The following is an 18,406-nucleotide window of genomic DNA, read 5'->3' as shown; positions in this document are numbered from 1 at the left end:
TGAAGTAAAAGCATTTTCGGTAAAAAATAAATTGAACAAAACTTCCGTACCGTTACATTTGCACAATTTCTTAAAAATGAGCAGTACACTTAATTCCAACGAATCCGTTTCGTCTTCAAAGAAAAAAATCATCGTTTTAGGCAGTGGACCTAATAGAATTGGTCAAGGTATTGAGTTTGACTATTGTTGCGTGCACGGCTTATTAGCAATAAAAGAGTGCGGTTACGAGGCAATTATGGTAAACTGTAATCCCGAAACTGTTTCTACTGACTTTGATATTGCCGACAAATTATACTTTGAACCAGTGTTTTGGGAACACTTGTGGGAAATAATCGAATTAGAGAAACCTGAAGGTATTATTGTGCAGTTGGGTGGCCAAACGGCTTTGAAATTGGCAAAACGCCTACACAACCGTGGCATTAAAATTATTGGTACTAGCTTCGATAGTATGGATATTGCTGAAGATAGAGGTCGTTTTAGCGACTTGCTGAAAGAACTAGATATTCCTTACCCAGATTATGGTACGGCTTATACAGCAGAGGAAGCTATTGAAGTTGCTAATAAAGTAGGTTACCCAGTGTTGGTTCGTCCAAGCTATGTATTAGGTGGTCAGCGTATGCGTATTGTAATTAATGATGAAGAAGTAGAAAAAGCTTGCATCAGTATTTTAAAACACATACCTGATAATAAAATTTTAATTGACCATTTCTTAGATAGATGCCAAGAAGCAGAAGTGGATGCCATTTTTGATGGTGAAAACTTCCATGTAATGGGTGTAATGGAACACATTGAACCAGCAGGCATTCATAGTGGCGATAGTAACGCCGTTTTACCTGCCTTTAATTTGACACCGCTGGTCATTACCACCATGGAATATTATAGTGAAAAAATTGCAAGAGCATTGAATATTAAAGGGTTAATTAACATACAATTTGCCATTAAAAACGATAAAGTGTATGTAATTGAAGCCAATCCACGTGCTTCGCGTACCACGCCGTTTATTGCGAAAGCCTACGGTATACCTTACTTAAATATTGCTACCAAAGTAATGTTAGGAGCGCACAAGCTTACAGATTTCACAATGGAAAAGAAACTAGAAGGCTATGCTATAAAAGAGCCGGTATTTAGTTTTGAAAAATTTCCTGGTGTAAACAAAGAATTAGGACCAGAAATGAAGAGTACTGGTGAAGCGATTCGTTTTATTAAAGACCTTCGTGACCCATACTTTAGAACTTTGTACAAAGAAAGAAGTATGAACTTGAGTAAATAATATCTTACTGCAAAGGCTAATATAATAAGAGCCACAAAGCACATTTCATCGCTTTGTGGCTTTTTTTATTACTACAAAAGCAGTCATAAGTAGCGCCATAGTTTAAAGCTATTGTTTTATAGATAATATCAATTAAAGCTGTTGACAAAATCCCTCACATTTGCACGATTTTCAGCGATTGCATAAATGCCACTTGAACCAAGCAAGTAAACATTTAAAAAACACATATTATGAGTAATCGTGTATTATCTATTGGAAACACTTTTCCACAGTTTAAGAAAAAAGCAGTTGTATCTATCGAAAAAGGTAAAGAATTCGTAGAACTAACCAACGAAACAAGCGGTAAATGGACAGTTATGTTTTGGTGGCCAAAAGACTTCACTTTTGTATGCCCTACAGAAATTGCCGAGTTTAATAAAAAAGCAAGCGATTTTTCTGACCGTGATGCAGTGTTAATTGGTGCATCTACCGATAGCGAATTTGTACACGCAGCATGGAGAAGAGACCACAATGACTTACGTGATTTAAAATTCCCAATGCTAGCAGATACTTCAAAATCGTTGGCTGAAGAATTAGGTATTTTAGATGCAGAAGAAAAAATAGCTTACCGTGCTACTTTCATCATCGATCCTCAAGGTATTGTACGTTGGGTAAGCGTGTACGACCTTAATGTAGGCCGTAACGTTCAAGAAGTATTGCGTGTATTAGATGCTTTACAAACAGATGAACTTTGCCCTTGCAATTGGACAAACGATCAAAAAACATTGACTCAAGAGTTGAACATGAACTAATCAATCGGAGTTCATTAACTTATAGGACATCTTTTCTATCAATGATAAGATGTCCTTTTTTAATCCCAAACAATAAAAATTATGAGCATAGCTATTCAAAACGAAACATTTGTAAACTTATTAAACGAGTTAAACATACCAAACTACACACCTTCTGCTAATGCGCAAGTATTGCTAAACACAGAAGCAAGATTTATTAAAGACTTGAAAATTAACGTTAGCAATGTGCTAAGCTACGCACAATACCTTTCAAGAAAAGAAAGTTTGTTGTTAGCATTGTCAATTGCCGTTAATGAAAAATACGATTTACTAAAAGAGGCGTTTACCACTTTAGCTAAAGAAGCTGGCTCCACCGACGCTGAGATTTCAGAAATTATTGCCTGCACTGCTTTAATGAATACCAACAATATTTTCTACCGTTTTCGCCATTTTATTAAGAAAGATTTCTATAGCAACCAACCTGCTGGTATCAAAATGAGCATTATGATGAACCCAGTTTTAGGTAAAGAATTTTTTGAGTTGGTTAGTTTGGCTGTATCATCTGTAAATGGTTGCGAAATGTGTGTGACTTCGCATGAGCAATCTGTGTTACAACATGGAAGTTCAGAGAGCAGGGTATTTGAAGCTGTTAAATTAGCCGCTATTATTAAAGGCTTAATTACTGTGCTAGCCTAATTCGCTTTAAGTTCATCACAATTTATATCTATACACAAGCCTGTTTAATTAACAGGCTTTTTTGTTTGCTCTAAAAATGTTTGCCAATCTTGAAGCATTTTCCCTTTCAATACGCGAGGAAATTTGTGCTGACCACCCATTTTGCCTTTTATACGCATAAATGTCAAGAAGTCTTCTTCGGAAAGAATATCTAGAAATACATCCTTTAATGCGCTTTTACGTTCTACGGCATAATCATCATTTAATTCCTTCAATTTTTCATCTATTAAATAGCGCAATTGTTCTGAATTCACATTATCGTTACAAGCCAAATACCAATGGTGGGCAAAAAAATTGCCATGTGGTACACCTGTAACAGTAAATTCTGGTATAGAAATATGTAGCTCTTCACTTACAAGCTGAATCGCTTTGTTCATATTATCTACACTTAAATGTTCACCTACTAAACTTAAATAATGTTTGGTTCTACCTGTGATGACAATTTCGCATTTGTCCGTATTAGTAAATTTTACGGTATCACCAATTAAGTAACGCCAAGAACCTGCAGAAGTGCTTATTAATAAAGCATAATCTTTACCCTCTTCTACTTCATGAATCATCAGTGTTTCAGGTTCGTCTACCATTTCGCCATCGCTATCAAAGTTTTTTTCATCAAATGGTACAAACTCAAAAAAGATGTGTTCGCCAATATTTAACTTCATGCTGCAAGCATTTTGCTCATTTTGATAAGCCAAAAAACCTTCGCTTGCTAAATAAGTATCAATATATGTTAATGGCTTTGCTAATACTTTATCAAAGCTTTGCTTGTAAGGTTCAAAATGCACACCACCGTGTACATAAAAAGCAAGGTTTGGCCATATATCGTGAATGGTATTAAGGTTGTAGCGCTTAATAATCATTTCCATGCACATTAATACCCAAGCTGGTACACCTGCTATAAAACCTATATCCCATTGTGGAGCCTTTTCTACTATATCTGCAAGTTTCTTGTTCCAGTCTTTTTGCTTTGCAATTTTTTTGCCCGGTTTGTAAAATGCCTGAAACCAAATAGGCGATTTTTTTTGTGTAATACCACTTAAGTCGCCCGCATAAAAACCCACAGAATCCCATTGTAGTTCGGTACTGCCACCAAGTGTTAGCCAACCTTTACCAATAGATTTTACCGGAATGTCTTCATAATTACGCAAGCTAAATAATTGCTTATACATGGTTACTTTATTGCCTCGCAACAAGTCGTTGGTAACAGGTATGTATTTACTTGCGGCTTCAGATGTGCCAGAGGATAAAGCATAAAATTTTATTTTACCCGGCCAGCATACATCAGGCACGCCTTCAAGGGTTTTATGCCACCAGTCTTTATAAATTTTATTATAGTTGTAAGTAGGTACAAGTTCTTGAAACTTTTTGCCGGGATGTTTACTAAGTAGAATTTCATCAAAGCGATACTGCTGACCAAACTCTGTGAATCTAGCCTTCCGCAACAATTTCTTTAGTACTTTTAATTGCGTACGCCTAGGGCTGCTTTCGGGTAAGCCAAGCACACGTAGAATTTTTGCAGGAAACGTAATGTCGATAATAGCCATCTTAAGCAAATAGGGGTTATGGTGATGCTTTTAACGAAACTAAACAAATTGTTGCAAAGATAATCTTAGTCATGCGTTTTAATAATACCACAATTGACAAATCAAGCGCTCAAATTTTTATAATTTCTCAGAAGCAAGCGCACATCTTGCCAGAAATCGTAATTTTTAGCATATAAAGTATCTAGTTTTTGTAAAGCATCTTGATTTAAAGGATGTTTTGCTTTTGTTCGTAGGCCATAGCAAGAAACTATACCACCTTTTATTAATGGCAGATGTAACGGATGGGTACAATAGCCTACCCAAGATTTCTTATTAATTAAAACACTAATTGCATCTTTAAAAACTTGTGAATTATTTTTTAGCAATACTAAATGCACTGGAAAGCCAATTAATATTATTAGCGAGACGTATACATCCACTAATCTTTTCATGCGTTTGTGATAAGGCTGGTTAATTTGATAAAAACCTTCAGCAGTAAAGGTTTCACCTGTTGTAGCATTGCTATCGCTGCCTACTATGCTGCTTGTATTTTTACCTATAAAACGATAACTAATATGGTGCGGCAGCGTTTGAATAGTTTGTATTATTTGGTAGTAAGTTAATGTGCCTTCGCAAAACACCACTTCTTCTATTTGCATGGATATAATTAACAAGTACAGTTGATGTAAATTACCAATCGCTGCGTTTGTATCATTGCCAATAGCAACTCTGCCCACAATGCGCTCTTCTAAACCCGCTTTTTTAAAAATATCTGCAACGCCATTAAACTCTTCAATGCTACCTACTATAACGGTTTGCTTAATGGTACTATCGTCTCTTTGCTTTTCTATAAAACCAAGTTTCACAAAAACCCATCTAGAAGCTGTAACCAATGCGCCTGCAAGCAAACCACCAATAATGATAACGCCTCTAGAAAAACGTTCCCTTTCTGGCAAAAGTGAGTAAGAAGCAATCATTACTACAATGCCTATAAAACTTGCCCAAATAGCTTTTGTGGGTTTGTACAATTTGTCATACATGCCAGATAATGCTGCGGCGATAAGGTAAATAATAGCAAAAATGATAATAAAAAAGGGCTCAGAAGCTTGTGGAAATGGCTGCCCGTCCCGCTGAAAATGTATCCAACATTTTTCTATCAAAAACAGCGAAGCCATAATAGTTATGGCATCTAAAATTTGTAAGCCTATTTTTTTAAAACCCCTTTTTAGGAAAGCAATCATCGCTCTTAACAAAATAGCCATGCGTATACCATTGGCAAATAATGCGCCTTTGCTTTTACCAAAGTGTTTCAACACAAATATGCTCATAGCGCCGTAAAACATTTTCACGTGGTTACTACTCCCTTTTTTTAAACTCTCGCCTTTAAAATGAATGATGCTTACATCAGACAGATAGTAGTTTTTATAGCCTGCTTTTTGAATACGATAGCTTAGATCTATATCTTCACCATACATAAAAAAAATCTCGTCAAAACCTTTAAAGGCTTCCAGAATAGAGCGGCGACTCATTAAAAACGCCCCTGCTAATACATCTACTTCGTGGTTTTTATATTCGTCTAAATGACCTAGCGCATATTGGTTAAATAGTTTGGATTGTGGAAACAATTTTGCCAACCCCGCTAGCTTAAAAAAGGACGCTCTTGGCGAAGGGAAAGCCCGTTTACTTTCTGGTAAAAAATTGCCACTACCATCAATCATTCTGATACCCACACCACCACAATCAGCATTGGTTTCAAAAAACTGTACGCACCGCTGAATGCAATTTTCGCTAATAATCGTATCTGGGTTAAGATATAGAATATAATCGCCATTGCAATATTGTAAAGCTTTGTTATTGGCCTTAGCAAAGCCTTCGTTATGGGCGTTGGCTATAAAATGAACGGTAGGAAATTTTGACTCTAAATAGGGCAGGCTGCCATCGGTAGAATTATTATCTACCACAAATATTTCTGCCTCAATGGTTTCGGTAGCTCTTAATACCGAGTTGAGGCATTGTTCTAGAAAATATTTTACGTTGTAATTAACAATAATTATGGAAACAAGCATCAATCAATTTGTGATTTATCATTCGTGATTTTTGGAGAAATATCCATCACCAATTACCTACAACCTATCCTCTTACGACTGCGAAGTACGATTTTTAACGCCCAGTTTCCAAATATGCGCAAATCATTTTAAAATACAACCTATGCAAGGGTTATTTTTGCAGCATGAGTTTAAAGCAAACCTTACTAGATGCAACACAGGCAGGTGCTGCAGTAATGAAAGACTATTTTGATAAGCAATTTACCATCTCTAACAAAGAAGGCATCAACAATTTAGTTACCGAAGCTGATTTTAAAAGCGAAGAAGCGATTTTTGCTACCATCAAAGCCAATTATCCAGACCATTATATTTTAAGTGAAGAAGCTGGTTCGCTGGCGCAAAACAGCGATTATAAATGGATTATTGACCCAATTGACGGCACCGTAAATTTTGCCAATGGCATTCCTATTTGCTGTGTAAGTATTGGGCTTGAAAAAGATGGCGTAATGGAAATGGGCGCCGTATACAATCCTTTTATCGGCGAATTCTTTTTTGCACAACGTGGTTTTGGCGCAACGCTCAACGATAAAATAATTAATGTAAGCAAAAAAGAAAAACTAGCTGAAAGTTGCTTGGTTACAGGCTTTCCATATACTTATTTAGATGAGCCAAATGGTCCTTTGCAAGTGTTTGAAAAACTCATTCGGAATGGCATTCCTATAAGACGGCTAGGTAGTGCTGCTATCGATTTATGCTGGGTGGCTTGTGGCCGTTTCGATGGTTTTTACGAGCACAAACTACAAGCGTGGGATAGCGCAGCGGGCTTTTTAATTGTAGAAGAAGCCGGTGGTAAAGTTACCGATTTAAAAGGCAATCATTATAACCCGTATCAGCCAGGCATTATAGCTACCAATGGTCACATTCACACTGATTTACATATGGTAGTGAACGGGGGCAATTTATAATATAAGTTAATTTGTGATGTAACCAGCTTTTGTAGTACTATGAAGCTTTGGTTGTGTCACTCACTTGTACATTCATATCGTTATTCAGCAAAAATAGAAGTGTAAAAAGACGTTTCTTTTTTGCATAAGAAAAATTAAATTTATGTCAGAAAATACTAGAACTGAAATAAGCAGTTTGGGCGAATTTGGCCTAATAGAGCATCTTACCAAAAACTTTGAAACACATAATGCATCAACTGTTTTAAGCGTTGGCGACGATGCGGCTGTAATTGATCATTTTGGTAAGCAAACAGTCATTACTACCGATTTATTAATAGAAGGTATTCACTTCGATTTGATGTACACACCTTTAAAGCACCTTGGCTACAAAAGTGTGATGGTAAACCTAAGTGATATTTACGCCATGAATGCCACACCTACTCAAATTACGGTAAGCGTAGCATTTAGTAACCGTTTTAGTGTAGAAGCTTTAGATGAATTTTACGAAGGTATTTATGTGGCTTGCGAAAAACATGGTGTAGACTTAATTGGTGGCGATACCTCTTCTTCACAAAAAGGTTTTATCATTTCTGTAACAGCCATTGGTGAAGTAGCGCCAGACAAATTTGTGAAACGCAGCACTGCACAAAAAGGCGATTTAATTTGCGTAAGCGGTGATGTAGGTGGTGCCTTTTTGGGCTTAACACTGATGGAAAGAGAAAAGAGAATTTATCTAGAAAACCCACAAATACAACCAGACCTAGAAGGTGAAGATTATATAGTAGGTAGATTATTGAAGCCAGAAGCAAGAAAAGACATCATCGAATTTTTTGCTGCAAATGATATTGTACCAACCTCTATGATGGATGTAAGCGACGGTGTAAGCAGCGAAATTTTACACCTATGTAGACAAAGTAATCTTGGCTGTAATATTTACGAAGAAAAATTGCCCATACATGATGCGGCGCGTAAAGCAGCTTTTAAGTTTGGTTTAGACCCTACGGTTTGTGCGCTTAGTGGTGGTGAAGATTACGAACTGATATTTACCTTGAAACAAGAAGATTATGATAAAATAACGTTAAATGAAGAGATAGCTGTAATTGGATACATGACAGATATTGAAGAAGGTTGTAAATTTCAAACGAAAGGTGGCAATACGCATCCTATTACCGCACAAGGCTGGAACGCTTTTGTAAAGTAGCTATTGGCTTTGTAAATTATTATATTCTCAATATTCGTATGCAGCAACGTTTAGTAAGTATCATCGCTTTCGCTTGTGTATTTACAGCTTGCACATCATCTAAAATAAAGCATTATCAATTTAACCAAAAAACAGCAGCACCGCAACTCCAACGAGATGTCGTGCTGCTGAAAAAAATACTAGAAGCCAATCATCCAAGCTTGTATTGGTACACACCAAAAGACACCATAGATGCGGCATTTTCTGCTGCTATTAATGCCATTACCGACTCACTTGACGAAGTGGCTTTTAGAAACAAAGTTGCCACAATAATTAGCCAAATAAAATGTGGGCACACTTCGGTTAGATTCTCAGCCAACTATAGTAAGGCAATAGAACAACATCGGTATCCGTGTTTTCCACTATCTATAAAAACATGGGGCGATAGTATGGTGGTTTTGGGTAGTTTTTTCCCGAGAGATTCAACATTTAAACGCGGTACCATTATTACAGCCATCAATGGCAGAAATACGCATCAATTGATGGCTAACATGTTTCCACTCATAAGCACAGATGGTAATAGTAACGGTTTTAAAAGTCAGGTAATTAGTAGCAATTTTCCTAATTGGTACAAGCTCGCTTTTGGTGTAGATAGTACGTATCGGGTAGATTATATCAATGAAAAAGGGGAAGCTAAAACAGTAACGGTTAAAAACTTTTGGCCCACGAGAAAAGTAACTACTACAAAGGATACGTCCCTAAAAAAAGCAGTAACCACAACACCAAGTGCAAAGCAGCCAAGTAAGCATCAACAAAGGCAAGCACAATTATTTGCTAAGCGCTCTTTAACTATAGATACTACCAATAGTACAGCTTTGTTACATGTAGGCACTTTTAGCGATAGACTAAAACCTTTTTTTAGAAAAAGTATGAAAAGCATTACACTAAGTGGCGTTAAAAACATCATTATAGATGTGCGCGACAATACCGGGGGTAAGCTTGAAAACAGTACTTTTTTAACTAAGTATTTTATAGACAAGCCTTTTAAAACTGGTGATACGGTTGCAGCCATAACCAATAATATTCATTATAAAAAATACATACCACAGTCTTACTTTTTATGGCTACCGATGCACCTTTTTAGCAAAAAGAAAGCCGACGGCAGGTATCATAAACAAATAGAGGAAAGAAAAATATCTCGGCCAGCAATAAAATATCATTTTAATGGCAATATTTATTTGTTGCAGGGTGGTTTAAGCTTTTCGGCAGCAACACTATTTACTAGCAACTTAAAAGGTCAGCAGAATGTTACCATTGTTGGCGAAGAAAGTGGCGGTGGTTATTATGGTAATACAGCCATGTTTTTGCCTACGGTAATTTTGCCTAATAGCAAATTACGTATCATATTACCATTATATAGATTGGTGATTGATAGCAATAGACACCAAGATGGTAGAGGCGTTTTACCAGACATACTTGTGCTACCAAACAGTAATGCCATCAAGCAAGGCAAAGATGTAAAAATAGATACTGTGAAAGCGCTTCTTCTTAAGAAACATTCATAAGCAGTAATTTGTAAGGCTTGCTAATAGTTTTAAGGTTTACCGCGTTACAGTTAATTTTATAAAAAAAGCATCTCTATAATATGAGATGCTTTCAATATTCAACCATCACAACAAATTCGTTTATTCTGCCTCGGCTACTACTTCTTTTACTTCTGGTATCATGCGTTTCATCATACCTTCAATACCAGCTTTTAAAGTAATCATACTAGAAGGGCAACCGCTGCAGCTACCTTGCAACATTAAATTTACGACACCATCGTTATAGCTTTTAAACTGTATAGCGCCGCCATCCATTTCCACAGCTGGTTTTACATAGTTTTCTAGTAATTCTTTTACACGTTTTACAATATCGTCATCGTCTGCACTAACGGTATTGCTGGCTTCTTGCTTGGTTTTAGCTACCTCGTCATCGTTTACCACTACACCACCATTTTCCAAGTAATCTTTTAAAAATTGTTTGATGGTAGGTATTACATCTTGCCAATCTTCTGTATCAGAGGTTTTGGTAAGGGTAATAAAATTACTCGCAATAAATACACTTCTTATAAAAGGAAAACTAAATAGTTCTTTTGCTAAAGGTGAAGGACCAGCTAAGCTTTCATCAGCAAAATCAATACTTTTACCAGGATACAATAACTTATTAGCCACAAACTTCATTGTTTCTGGATTGGGCGTCATCTCTGTATATATACTGATGATGGGATTACCTGTCTTAATCATAACTAAATATTTAACTAACACAAAAGTAACAAATGCCATTTACGAAATGGGCTAAATACAGGTACTAATTGTGCCAACAGCCTTAATTTTCGTTAATCGAAAGGCGATTTTAGGTAGTAATTGTCCTAATAAATGTGCATCATTTAGTAGGATTATGATATTTTATTACCAACTAATCACCTGCATTAAATGGTTGTACTATCTTTAGCCACTATAAATTGAGTGCATGCTGGCAGGCTTTATTAAGGGAATTATTTTGGGTATTTTATTGGGCGTTTCAGTGGGTCCAATCATCTTTGCTATTATTAAGCAAAGTATTAATAATGGTCACAAAGCTGGGTATGCTTTTATTGCAGGTATTTCTTTGAGCGACATAAGCGTTGTAGTTATTTGCAATTTCTTTGGTAGTTTTTTTCAAGAAGCTTTAAGCCACCAAAAAATGATTGCACTCATCGGTGGCTGTTTTTTAATAGGGTTAGGCATTTACAGTTATTTTTTTAAAAAAGAGCCACACGAAGATCCTACTTTAGAAGCCAAAGTGCTACGCAAAAGAGATTTGGCGGGCATTTTTGCCTCTGGCTATATTATCAATATTTTAAACCCAGGTATATTTTTATTTTGGTTTGCTTGGAGCACTACTATTATAGCAGACGCTGCTAATGAAACTTATCCGCGCAGATATCGCTTTATTGTATACGGCACCTGCTTACTTACCGTACTTTGTACGGATATTTTAAAAGTAAAACTAGCGGGCATTTTAAAGCCTAAGCTCACGCAGAAAAACCTCCATCTTATCAACCAAATTGTAGGTGCGTTAATGGTAATTTTTGGTTTATTTTTAATTGTAAGGCAACTGTTTTTTAACAAATAAATACCTATGTACTAATTGCATATCGTTATCTTCATGTTGTGCTAATTTATATTTCAAAAGTTAGCATTACTACTGTGTTATGAGGCAACTGATTTTGCTATTGTTTATCACCACTTACCTACACGTTAACGCACAGCAAGGTTTTGTAATATTGCGTAAGCACAATCAAACCATTCAAACATATTTTCCTACAAGCTATATACGCTTTCAGCTAAGCAATAAACAATGGATTGAAGGACGCATTAAACGAATTAAGGAAGATAGTTTATTTATAGACCAAATGGCTATACGGCAAATAGCCAATTACTTTGGCTTACCTACTATAGATACGGTACGTTTTGGCTTGTTTAAAATTCATCTTAACGAAATTTATGCGCTACCAAAAACGGCAGACGGTCTATCGTTTCTTACCAATGGCACGTTGCTGCAAATAGGTAGTGCAGGCTATATTGGCTTAAATGTCATCAACGGTATCGGTAAAAACGAACCGGTTTTTTCTGTTGAAAATAGTACGCGATTGGGCATTGCTGCGGGCATTTTTGCACTAGGTACCTTACTACACCGCGCCCATAAAGACACCTATATTCTTGGCAAGAAGTACCAGCTTTATAGCTCAAATCATATTGTTAAGCCCTAGAATATAGCGATGCTGTAGCAAGTGTCAGGCATTTCACCGTAATTCGTAGCAACAAAGTATTATGGCAAAAAAAGCAACTTCAAAACCATCTTTGGGCAAACGTATTTGGCGCTTTACCAAGCGCATATTACTTGTCATGTTTGTGTCGTCTTTATTGTATTTAATCATTTGCCGTTGGGTAATGCCGCCTATTACCATCACACAAATTACCAATGGCTTTAGTTATGGCTTAAAGCGTGATTATGTTAGCTGGGATAAGATTTCGTACAATGTAAAGCTTGCAGCCATTGCTAGTGAAGACCAAACTTTCCCCGACCATAACGGCTTTGATTTAGATGCAATAGAAAAAAGCTTTAAGCCTAGAAAAGGCAAAAAAAAGAAACTAGCACTCGGCGCAGCAGCGAGTACCATTACACAGCAAACAGCGAAAAATGTATTTCTTTTTGGCGGTGGCGGTGTATTAAAATATGTGCGCAAAGTGCCAGAAGCTTATTTCACCTTATTGATAGAATTGATTTGGGGCAAAAAGCGCATATTAGAAGTGTATTTAAATACCATAGAAATGGGGCCAGGTATTTTTGGTATTGAGGCTGCTGCGCAGCAATATTTTGGTAAATCGGCTCAACAACTAAGTCGCCAAGAGGCCGCCATGATTATTGCCTGTTTGCCAAACCCAAAACGTTTTTCTGTAAAACCTACTAGTGTGCGTGTGGCATGGCGCTACCCACAAATTCTTCGCGAAATGCACAATATAGAAGACGATGTAGATATTCAGGCAATTATTAAATAAACGCTAGGATTTTGATGGACTTAATTGCAAGTAACGTGTCATTAGTTGTTAAAACACCCATCCTTTTGCGATAAGTGTTGCTTTACAACTAGGGCAAAAGTCTGTTTCTAGATTGGTAGGGTTGCCTCCTTTGGCATCTTGCATAAAACAATAACTTACACTACAATGCTTTAGGCCTTGTGTATGGCCAAGTTCGTGAATAGCTACTTTAAAGAGTTGAGATGCTATAGCTATTTTATTAAGCCTATAACTACTAGTAATACAAGCTTTACCTGGACAAAAGCCTAAGCCCATGACACCCCAATCTGTAATATTGCCTTTGCTGGTGCTAATGTCAACATTGGTAATGCCAATAGTTGCGTGATTGGCAGGTGTATTTTGTTGCAGAAATACTATTAAGCTATCTGCCCTGAAGCGCTGCCTTGCAGGATAAAACGCGTGTTTTGGTAAAGGCTGAGCTGGCAATACTTGAATATGTTGATAATGTTTGCGCAAAGTATCTAACATTTTTTGTACTAGACTTGTAGATATACTACCCAATGGCTGCACATCAATAACTAGTGGCAGGCTTGGCTTTGGTGCTGGTAAAGGCGCATTACAAGCAGAATAGGTGCTTATTAATAACAATAATACCATTGTTGCCAAACATTGCTTTGCCATTATAAATAAAGAATTTCGATAAAGGTATTTTTCTGCCGTTGTTGATAAGTTGGGCAGATAGACGGTAAGCTAAGATACCAACAACACCGAACAACCCACAGCAAATTACACCCTAGAAATTTCCTAGCTAGGCAATTTTTTTTCCTAGCTAGGAAATGATGCTTTCCTACCATGCTAATTTTTTTTCCTAGCTAGGAAATTTTTTTTGTAGCGCACAAAATTGTTATCGCTTAGTTTCTGCCATTTAAAACTTGCTGTTTTGTATAGCAACAGAGAGTAAAACAGTGCAAAAAAGGTTAGTTAACGCGACTAAACTGTTACTGTAAAAATGCAAAGCAGTCGCTATTAATTCCATTAAGATTGCTTTGTGCCTTATAATAATGTAGCGGATAACTGCTATTGTTTTTCAGCTTACAATACCTACGCTTTAATAAAACTGAATAGCAAACAAAGGATATAATTGTGCAAGGCAACTGGTGATATTTAAAAGTCCTACCGCTGTTAAAGAATATTAATACAAAAGCCCCAAACCGTTTGAAAGGTTTTGGGCTTTATATTAATTATCCTGTGGCTTTTTTACGCTCTGAGGACGTTGTTGTGGTGGCTTATTATTGGGTGTTTGCGGTACTCGCATTGGCTTTGGAAGTTCTACTGGCTGCTGTGGTTGTTGTTGTGGTACTAATGGCCTGGGTCTTTGTGGCACAACGGGTGTATAAGTAGGTGGTGTATACTGCGGCCTACTAGGCATCGGTCTATTATCTCTATTTTGTGGTACCTGTGGCAGCCTCGGGTTATCTACAGGCTGCTGGGATTGCTGTGGCATAGATGGTCTTGGCCTTTCTGGAACGGCAGGTGTGTTAGTAGGTGGTGTATACTGTGGTCTACTAGGCATCGGTCTATTATCAGGGTTTTGTGGTACCTGTGGCAGCCTTACGTTATCTGCAGGCTGCTGCGGTTGCTGCTGTGGGACAGATGGTCTTGGCCTTTCAGGTAAGGCAGGTGTATTGGCAGGAGGTGTGTATTGTCTACTTGGTGGCGCAGTATTATTAGGATTGTTGTCATTGCTAGGCATATCTCTATTAGGCGCAGCAGTAGTAGGCAACTGACCTGGTCTTGGTTTGTTGTCAATAAAACTTGGTGTGCCTTTTTCCATATCATTTTGTCTAATTCTTGGACGGTACACATTGATGTTATTATTACTTACTTGCTGACCTGGTTTGTTCGCATCGTGCAACTCATATGGCTGTATTGACCTACCTGTATAGCGTTCTACATCGTTCCTATCTGGTCCTTGCCAGTATCTTGCACCACGATATTGGTTGGTTGTATTAATAATTGTGGTATTGTTAATAATGGTTACATTATTATTCCGAACTGCATAATAGTTGCGAATGTTATTACTACCCATATATTGGTTAGGTACAAAACACCAGTAGTGCTGTGGTATTGTATTAAAGCCAATTTCTACACCAATACTGATGCCTGGTGATAGCGGCGCCCAACCATAGTAGCCACCACCACTACGCCAGCTTACCCATGCAGGTGCCCACTCGTAGCCAGGTATCCATAGCCAGCCATAAAAGTTATCGTAACTCCAGCGACCATAATGGAACGGTGCCCAGCCCCAGTTATAATCCGATACCCATGTCCAGCCATAAGCGGTATAGGTCCAATGACCATCTGTTTGATAAGGCACAAAACCAGGTTGGTTGGCTATCCATACACGACCATATTGCGGGTAATCTATCCAGCGACCATAAGGCGATAATTCAGTATAAAAAGTAGAAAAAGAAATCTCATCAGCTTCTTGCTGAGGTTCTTGGTAAACAGGACGTGGTGCGCTAGTAGTCTGTGATACATAGCAGGATGTAGCGCTAGTAGCAATGACAAGCGAAGTAACTGCTATTTTGAATAGGGTTTTCATGATGTAACGTTTAGGTCGATAAAACATATTTACAAATACTGACGAAAATCTCATGCCATACTGTAAAACGAAATGTTAATACTTTGTATTAGCATGTATAGACGGAGTATTTAAAACTAGAAACATGTATAAATAAGTACTTTAGCTAGTTTATTCTGTAAAGCATGCGTTTGTCAAATCTACAAAAATAATCGTCACTTGCTAAGGCAAATAGTTACATAGACTTTATTATACTTAATTATTGTAGCTGTTTAATGCTATGATTTGGGGGCTTTTTTGGTATCAAACAGTATAGGACCACAATTTCACTAGCTTTGAAATAAAAATATATTTGTGCGACAATTATCACTTTATAGCATGTCGATATTATATATATTGGCAGGAGTTAATCATTTTTGGCACAAAACCATCTACCTCACAATGATGCCCGCTTGGCTTGGCTATCACGAAATATTAGTGCTACTTAGCGGTGTTTTTGAAGTATTACTAGGCGGGCTACTGTTACCAATACGCACAAGACGGGGTTCTGCTTGGGGTATTATTTTATTGTTGCTTGCAGTGTTTCCTGCAAACGTACAAATGATGCTAAACTTTCTTCATACACAGCAACCTTATGCTTGGCTTACCATTGTAAGATTACCGCTACAAATGTTACTTATTTGGTGGGCTTACGGGTTTACCAAAACCAATAAAATTTAGCGGATTGTTCAACAAATGTGCTTTAGCTTCCATGTTTATATTGTTTTTAAAACAACTTATTCTATATCAGTAATTGAACTTAGCAATTTTGCTGGCACACCACCTACAATCGTATTTGCCGCCACGTTTTTAGTTACTACAGCGCCTGCAGCTACAATAGCATTTTCGCCAATAGTTACACCTGGTAATACGGTTACACCTGCGCCTAACCATGCGTTTTGTTTAATGACGATGCCATTAAGTACCAATGATTTTCTTTGACTTGGGTTGATAGGGTGGTTTTCAGTAATGAGGTTTACTTTAGGACCAATTAATACATTGTCCTCGATAGTTAAGCCGCCTAGGTCTAAAAAGCTGCAAGCGTGATTGATAAATACATTTTTACCAATAGTAATATGCTTTCCAAAATTGGTATAAAATGGCACAAAAACAGTTGTGCTTATATCTATTGCCTTACCAATAATCTCGCTTAACCGCTCTCTAATTTCGTCTATGGTTTGTGCGTGATTCAAACTGGCAGAAAGCTTAATAGTTGCCGCTACACCTTGCCAAATTTTTGGTAATTGTGGATCGTCTTTATCAATAGTGCCGCCTTTAAGCATTCTTTCAAAAATATCTATTTGTTCTTGCGCCATGAATGATGTGTTTTACTGATAGATACAAAGGTAGTTAGGCAGTATTTTTTACACAAAAAAGCCGTTACATATAGATGTGTAACGGCTTATATTGAAAATTAAAACGGTGTACTTATTTAATACCGTACTTGTATTTATATCTTTCGTACAGTTGTTGTTGTTTATTGTCTAGGCTTACTTGGCGACCTTGTATAAATGCATAAGCTACATTGCTACTTTTCATGTCTAGTATATCGCCGTCGGTTACGATTATGTTGGCGTCTTTACCTGCTTCTATAGAACCTGTAGTTGCATCTATCCCCAGTATTTTAGCTGCGTTTAGTGTAATAGCAGATAAGGCTTCTTCTTTGGTTAAACCATAAGTAGCGGCTGTGCCTGCATTATAACTGAGGTTGCGGTAGCGGGCTTCATCAAACGCGTCATTGATGGCAAATAATACACCTGCCTTTTGCAAAGCTGCTGGCGTTTTATAGGGTTGGTCTACGTCATCATCTTCAGTAGCTGGTAAAGCGTGAGATTGATTTAGAATAACCGGAATATTATTGGCTTTTAGTAAATCAGCAATTAAAAAACTTTCGCTGCCACCTACTATGACCACGCTAAAGCCAAACTCTTTTGCAAAGTCGATAGCCACCAACATTTGCTTTACTTGGTCGGCATGTACAAATAGCTTTTGTTTTTTGTCAAACAATCCTTTTACAGCTTCAAGTTTTAAGTTGGTAGCAGTGTGTGTAGGTTCGGCCAAATAAGCTTTAGCTTCACTAAAGAAAGTTTTGATTTCATCTACTTTATCTAAAGCTGCTTTATTAGGGTCTACTGCTTCGCCCGCTGCAGCACCAAAACCACGAAAGCCGCCGCCTCTTCTACCAGTACGTGCGATGAAGCTAGGCATGTTTACGTGAATGCCCCCGTCCATTTTATAAGCTGCATCTTCCCAGTTCCATGCATCAAGCTGTACCACAGTAGATGAACCACTAATAACGCCGCCTTCTGGCGCCACACTTGCCAATAAAATACCATTAGATTTAAGCACATTAATTACCCGAGAATCTGTATTGTAGGCCGTAATAGAGCGAATACTGGTGTTGTAGTCCCCCAACTCGGTGAAGTCGTTACTACCACGTACACCATTGGCAATTTCTTTTAAACCAAGGTCGGTAGACGATAATATTAAGCCTGGATATACATGCTTGCCTTTGCCATCTACTATTTTGGCGCCACTTGCTGGTGTTATGGTTGTAGATACTTGTACAATTTTACTATCATTTACTTCTACTGTAGCGCCTTCAACCACCTGACCATTGCCTATATGTATCGTAGCATTGGTAATATATAATTTACCCTTAAAGGCTGGTGTAGGATACACTACTTCCTGCGCTGTTGCTATACCAGCTAGCAATAAGATAGCTGATAGAGAACAAAATATTTTCTTCATAAT

Annotated in this window: 17 protein-coding genes; 10 read left to right on the top strand and 7 right to left on the bottom strand. The window is 37.4% G+C overall.

Annotated features, from left to right (window positions below; all coding sequences use genetic code 11):
- Positions 1-76: 76 nt before the first annotated feature.
- The 3 genes from ACFOW1_RS14100 to ACFOW1_RS14090 all read left to right on the top strand — a co-directional run bounded on the left by ACFOW1_RS14100 (position 77) and on the right by ACFOW1_RS14090 (position 2,736).
- The gene (locus tag ACFOW1_RS14100; RefSeq protein ID WP_379015123.1) at positions 77-1,270 is read left to right on the top strand and encodes a carbamoyl phosphate synthase preATP-grasp domain-containing protein; all 1,194 of its coding nucleotides are present in this window, start codon (positions 77-79) and stop codon (positions 1,268-1,270) included.
- A gap of 230 nt (positions 1,271-1,500) precedes the next feature.
- Positions 1,501-2,061 (top strand): peroxiredoxin, encoded by a 561-nt coding sequence (locus ACFOW1_RS14095; RefSeq protein ID WP_379015122.1) that lies wholly within the window; start codon positions 1,501-1,503, stop codon positions 2,059-2,061.
- 81 nt (positions 2,062-2,142) lie between these two features.
- On the top strand, positions 2,143-2,736 hold the full coding sequence (locus ACFOW1_RS14090) for a carboxymuconolactone decarboxylase family protein (protein WP_379015121.1): 594 nt from the start codon (positions 2,143-2,145) through the stop codon (positions 2,734-2,736).
- 44 nt (positions 2,737-2,780) lie between these two features.
- Here ACFOW1_RS14090 and ACFOW1_RS14085 read toward each other — a convergent pair whose 3' ends face one another.
- Both ACFOW1_RS14085 and ACFOW1_RS14080 read right to left on the bottom strand, forming a co-directional pair.
- The gene (locus tag ACFOW1_RS14085) at positions 2,781-4,319 is read right to left on the bottom strand and encodes a GH3 family domain-containing protein (protein ID WP_379015120.1); all 1,539 of its coding nucleotides are present in this window, start codon (positions 4,317-4,319) and stop codon (positions 2,781-2,783) included.
- A 101-nt stretch (positions 4,320-4,420) separates the two neighbouring features.
- Positions 4,421-6,364: a glycosyltransferase family 2 protein gene (locus ACFOW1_RS14080; RefSeq protein ID WP_379015119.1), complete on the bottom strand. Its 1,944-nt coding sequence runs from the start codon at positions 6,362-6,364 to the stop codon at positions 4,421-4,423.
- A gap of 164 nt (positions 6,365-6,528) precedes the next feature.
- Between ACFOW1_RS14080 and ACFOW1_RS14075 the strand changes: the two genes are divergently transcribed.
- The 3 genes from ACFOW1_RS14075 to ACFOW1_RS14065 all read left to right on the top strand — a co-directional run bounded on the left by ACFOW1_RS14075 (position 6,529) and on the right by ACFOW1_RS14065 (position 10,032).
- The gene (locus tag ACFOW1_RS14075) at positions 6,529-7,308 is read left to right on the top strand and encodes an inositol monophosphatase family protein (protein ID WP_379015118.1); all 780 of its coding nucleotides are present in this window, start codon (positions 6,529-6,531) and stop codon (positions 7,306-7,308) included.
- A 142-nt stretch (positions 7,309-7,450) separates the two neighbouring features.
- Positions 7,451-8,488, top strand: a complete 1,038-nt coding sequence (gene thiL / locus ACFOW1_RS14070; RefSeq protein ID WP_379015117.1) for a thiamine-phosphate kinase — start codon at positions 7,451-7,453, stop codon at positions 8,486-8,488.
- Between the two features lie 38 nt (positions 8,489-8,526).
- Positions 8,527-10,032, top strand: coding sequence for a S41 family peptidase (locus ACFOW1_RS14065; RefSeq protein ID WP_379015116.1), 1,506 nt, complete (start codon positions 8,527-8,529; stop codon positions 10,030-10,032).
- Positions 10,033-10,152: 120 nt separating this feature from the next.
- On the opposite strand, the gene ACFOW1_RS14060 is transcribed toward ACFOW1_RS14065, so the two are convergent.
- The gene (locus ACFOW1_RS14060) at positions 10,153-10,752 is read right to left on the bottom strand and encodes a NifU family protein (RefSeq protein ID WP_379015114.1); all 600 of its coding nucleotides are present in this window, start codon (positions 10,750-10,752) and stop codon (positions 10,153-10,155) included.
- 226 nt (positions 10,753-10,978) lie between these two features.
- On the opposite strand from ACFOW1_RS14060, the gene ACFOW1_RS14055 reads away from it, so the two are divergent.
- From ACFOW1_RS14055 to mtgA, 3 genes are all read left to right on the top strand, one after another.
- Positions 10,979-11,623 carry a LysE family translocator gene (locus ACFOW1_RS14055; RefSeq protein WP_379015113.1) on the top strand — a complete coding sequence of 215 codons (645 nt, stop codon included), beginning with the start codon at positions 10,979-10,981 and terminating at the stop codon, positions 11,621-11,623.
- 79 nt (positions 11,624-11,702) lie between these two features.
- On the top strand, positions 11,703-12,260 hold the full coding sequence (locus tag ACFOW1_RS14050) for a hypothetical protein (RefSeq protein ID WP_379015112.1): 558 nt from the start codon (positions 11,703-11,705) through the stop codon (positions 12,258-12,260).
- 61 nt (positions 12,261-12,321) lie between these two features.
- Entirely contained in the window at positions 12,322-13,050 is a 729-nt protein-coding gene (gene mtgA, locus ACFOW1_RS14045) for a monofunctional biosynthetic peptidoglycan transglycosylase (protein WP_379015111.1), read from the top strand.
- A 48-nt stretch (positions 13,051-13,098) separates the two neighbouring features.
- Here the strand turns inward: mtgA and ACFOW1_RS14040 are convergent, their stop codons facing one another.
- Together ACFOW1_RS14040 and ACFOW1_RS14035 are read right to left on the bottom strand one after the other, a co-directional pair.
- Entirely contained in the window at positions 13,099-13,710 is a 612-nt protein-coding gene (locus tag ACFOW1_RS14040) for a matrixin family metalloprotease (protein WP_379015110.1), read from the bottom strand.
- 556 nt (positions 13,711-14,266) lie between these two features.
- A complete protein-coding gene (locus ACFOW1_RS14035; protein WP_379015108.1) occupies positions 14,267-15,634 on the bottom strand; it encodes a DUF6600 domain-containing protein in 1,368 nt (455 codons plus the stop codon).
- A 357-nt stretch (positions 15,635-15,991) separates the two neighbouring features.
- Between ACFOW1_RS14035 and ACFOW1_RS14030 the strand changes: the two genes are divergently transcribed.
- The gene (locus ACFOW1_RS14030) at positions 15,992-16,333 is read left to right on the top strand and encodes a DoxX family protein (RefSeq protein ID WP_379015106.1); all 342 of its coding nucleotides are present in this window, start codon (positions 15,992-15,994) and stop codon (positions 16,331-16,333) included.
- 56 nt (positions 16,334-16,389) lie between these two features.
- Here ACFOW1_RS14030 and ACFOW1_RS14025 read toward each other — a convergent pair whose 3' ends face one another.
- The gene (locus ACFOW1_RS14025) at positions 16,390-16,968 is read right to left on the bottom strand and encodes a DapH/DapD/GlmU-related protein (protein ID WP_379015105.1); all 579 of its coding nucleotides are present in this window, start codon (positions 16,966-16,968) and stop codon (positions 16,390-16,392) included.
- A gap of 112 nt (positions 16,969-17,080) precedes the next feature.
- Positions 17,081-18,403, bottom strand: a complete 1,323-nt coding sequence (locus ACFOW1_RS14020) for an amidohydrolase family protein (RefSeq protein WP_379015104.1) — start codon at positions 18,401-18,403, stop codon at positions 17,081-17,083.
- Positions 18,404-18,406: the final 3 nt, after the last annotated feature.

The sequence above is a fragment of the Parasediminibacterium paludis genome (genome assembly GCF_042651445.1).
GTDB classification, from domain to species: Bacteria; Bacteroidota; Bacteroidia; order Chitinophagales; family Chitinophagaceae; genus Parasediminibacterium; species Parasediminibacterium paludis.
The sequence above is the reverse complement of the archived record's forward strand: the minus strand, read 5'-3'. Positions and strand labels throughout refer to the sequence as shown.

What these genes read in the sequence shown, in the direction of transcription:
- ACFOW1_RS14085 (WP_379015120.1), bottom strand. Translation starts at nt 4,319, where the DNA reads ATGGCTATTATCGACATTACGTTTCCTGCAAAAATTCTACGTGTGCTT.
- ACFOW1_RS14080 (WP_379015119.1), bottom strand. Translation starts at nt 6,364, where the DNA reads ATGCTTGTTTCCATAATTATTGTTAATTACAACGTAAAATATTTTCTA.
- ACFOW1_RS14020 (WP_379015104.1), bottom strand. Translation starts at nt 18,403, where the DNA reads ATGAAGAAAATATTTTGTTCTCTATCAGCTATCTTATTGCTAGCTGGT.
- ACFOW1_RS14025 (WP_379015105.1), bottom strand. Translation starts at nt 16,968, where the DNA reads ATGGCGCAAGAACAAATAGATATTTTTGAAAGAATGCTTAAAGGCGGC.
- ACFOW1_RS14035 (WP_379015108.1), bottom strand. Translation starts at nt 15,634, where the DNA reads ATGAAAACCCTATTCAAAATAGCAGTTACTTCGCTTGTCATTGCTACT.
- ACFOW1_RS14075 (WP_379015118.1), top strand. Translation starts at nt 6,529, where the DNA reads ATGAGTTTAAAGCAAACCTTACTAGATGCAACACAGGCAGGTGCTGCA.
- ACFOW1_RS14065 (WP_379015116.1), top strand. Translation starts at nt 8,527, where the DNA reads ATGCAGCAACGTTTAGTAAGTATCATCGCTTTCGCTTGTGTATTTACA.
- ACFOW1_RS14030 (WP_379015106.1), top strand. Translation starts at nt 15,992, where the DNA reads ATGTCGATATTATATATATTGGCAGGAGTTAATCATTTTTGGCACAAA.
- ACFOW1_RS14055 (WP_379015113.1), top strand. Translation starts at nt 10,979, where the DNA reads ATGCTGGCAGGCTTTATTAAGGGAATTATTTTGGGTATTTTATTGGGC.
- ACFOW1_RS14050 (WP_379015112.1), top strand. Translation starts at nt 11,703, where the DNA reads ATGAGGCAACTGATTTTGCTATTGTTTATCACCACTTACCTACACGTT.
- mtgA (WP_379015111.1), top strand. Translation starts at nt 12,322, where the DNA reads ATGGCAAAAAAAGCAACTTCAAAACCATCTTTGGGCAAACGTATTTGG.
- ACFOW1_RS14100 (WP_379015123.1), top strand. Translation starts at nt 77, where the DNA reads ATGAGCAGTACACTTAATTCCAACGAATCCGTTTCGTCTTCAAAGAAA.
- ACFOW1_RS14095 (WP_379015122.1), top strand. Translation starts at nt 1,501, where the DNA reads ATGAGTAATCGTGTATTATCTATTGGAAACACTTTTCCACAGTTTAAG.
- thiL (WP_379015117.1), top strand. Translation starts at nt 7,451, where the DNA reads ATGTCAGAAAATACTAGAACTGAAATAAGCAGTTTGGGCGAATTTGGC.
- ACFOW1_RS14040 (WP_379015110.1), bottom strand. Translation starts at nt 13,710, where the DNA reads ATGGCAAAGCAATGTTTGGCAACAATGGTATTATTGTTATTAATAAGC.
- ACFOW1_RS14090 (WP_379015121.1), top strand. Translation starts at nt 2,143, where the DNA reads ATGAGCATAGCTATTCAAAACGAAACATTTGTAAACTTATTAAACGAG.
- ACFOW1_RS14060 (WP_379015114.1), bottom strand. Translation starts at nt 10,752, where the DNA reads ATGATTAAGACAGGTAATCCCATCATCAGTATATATACAGAGATGACG.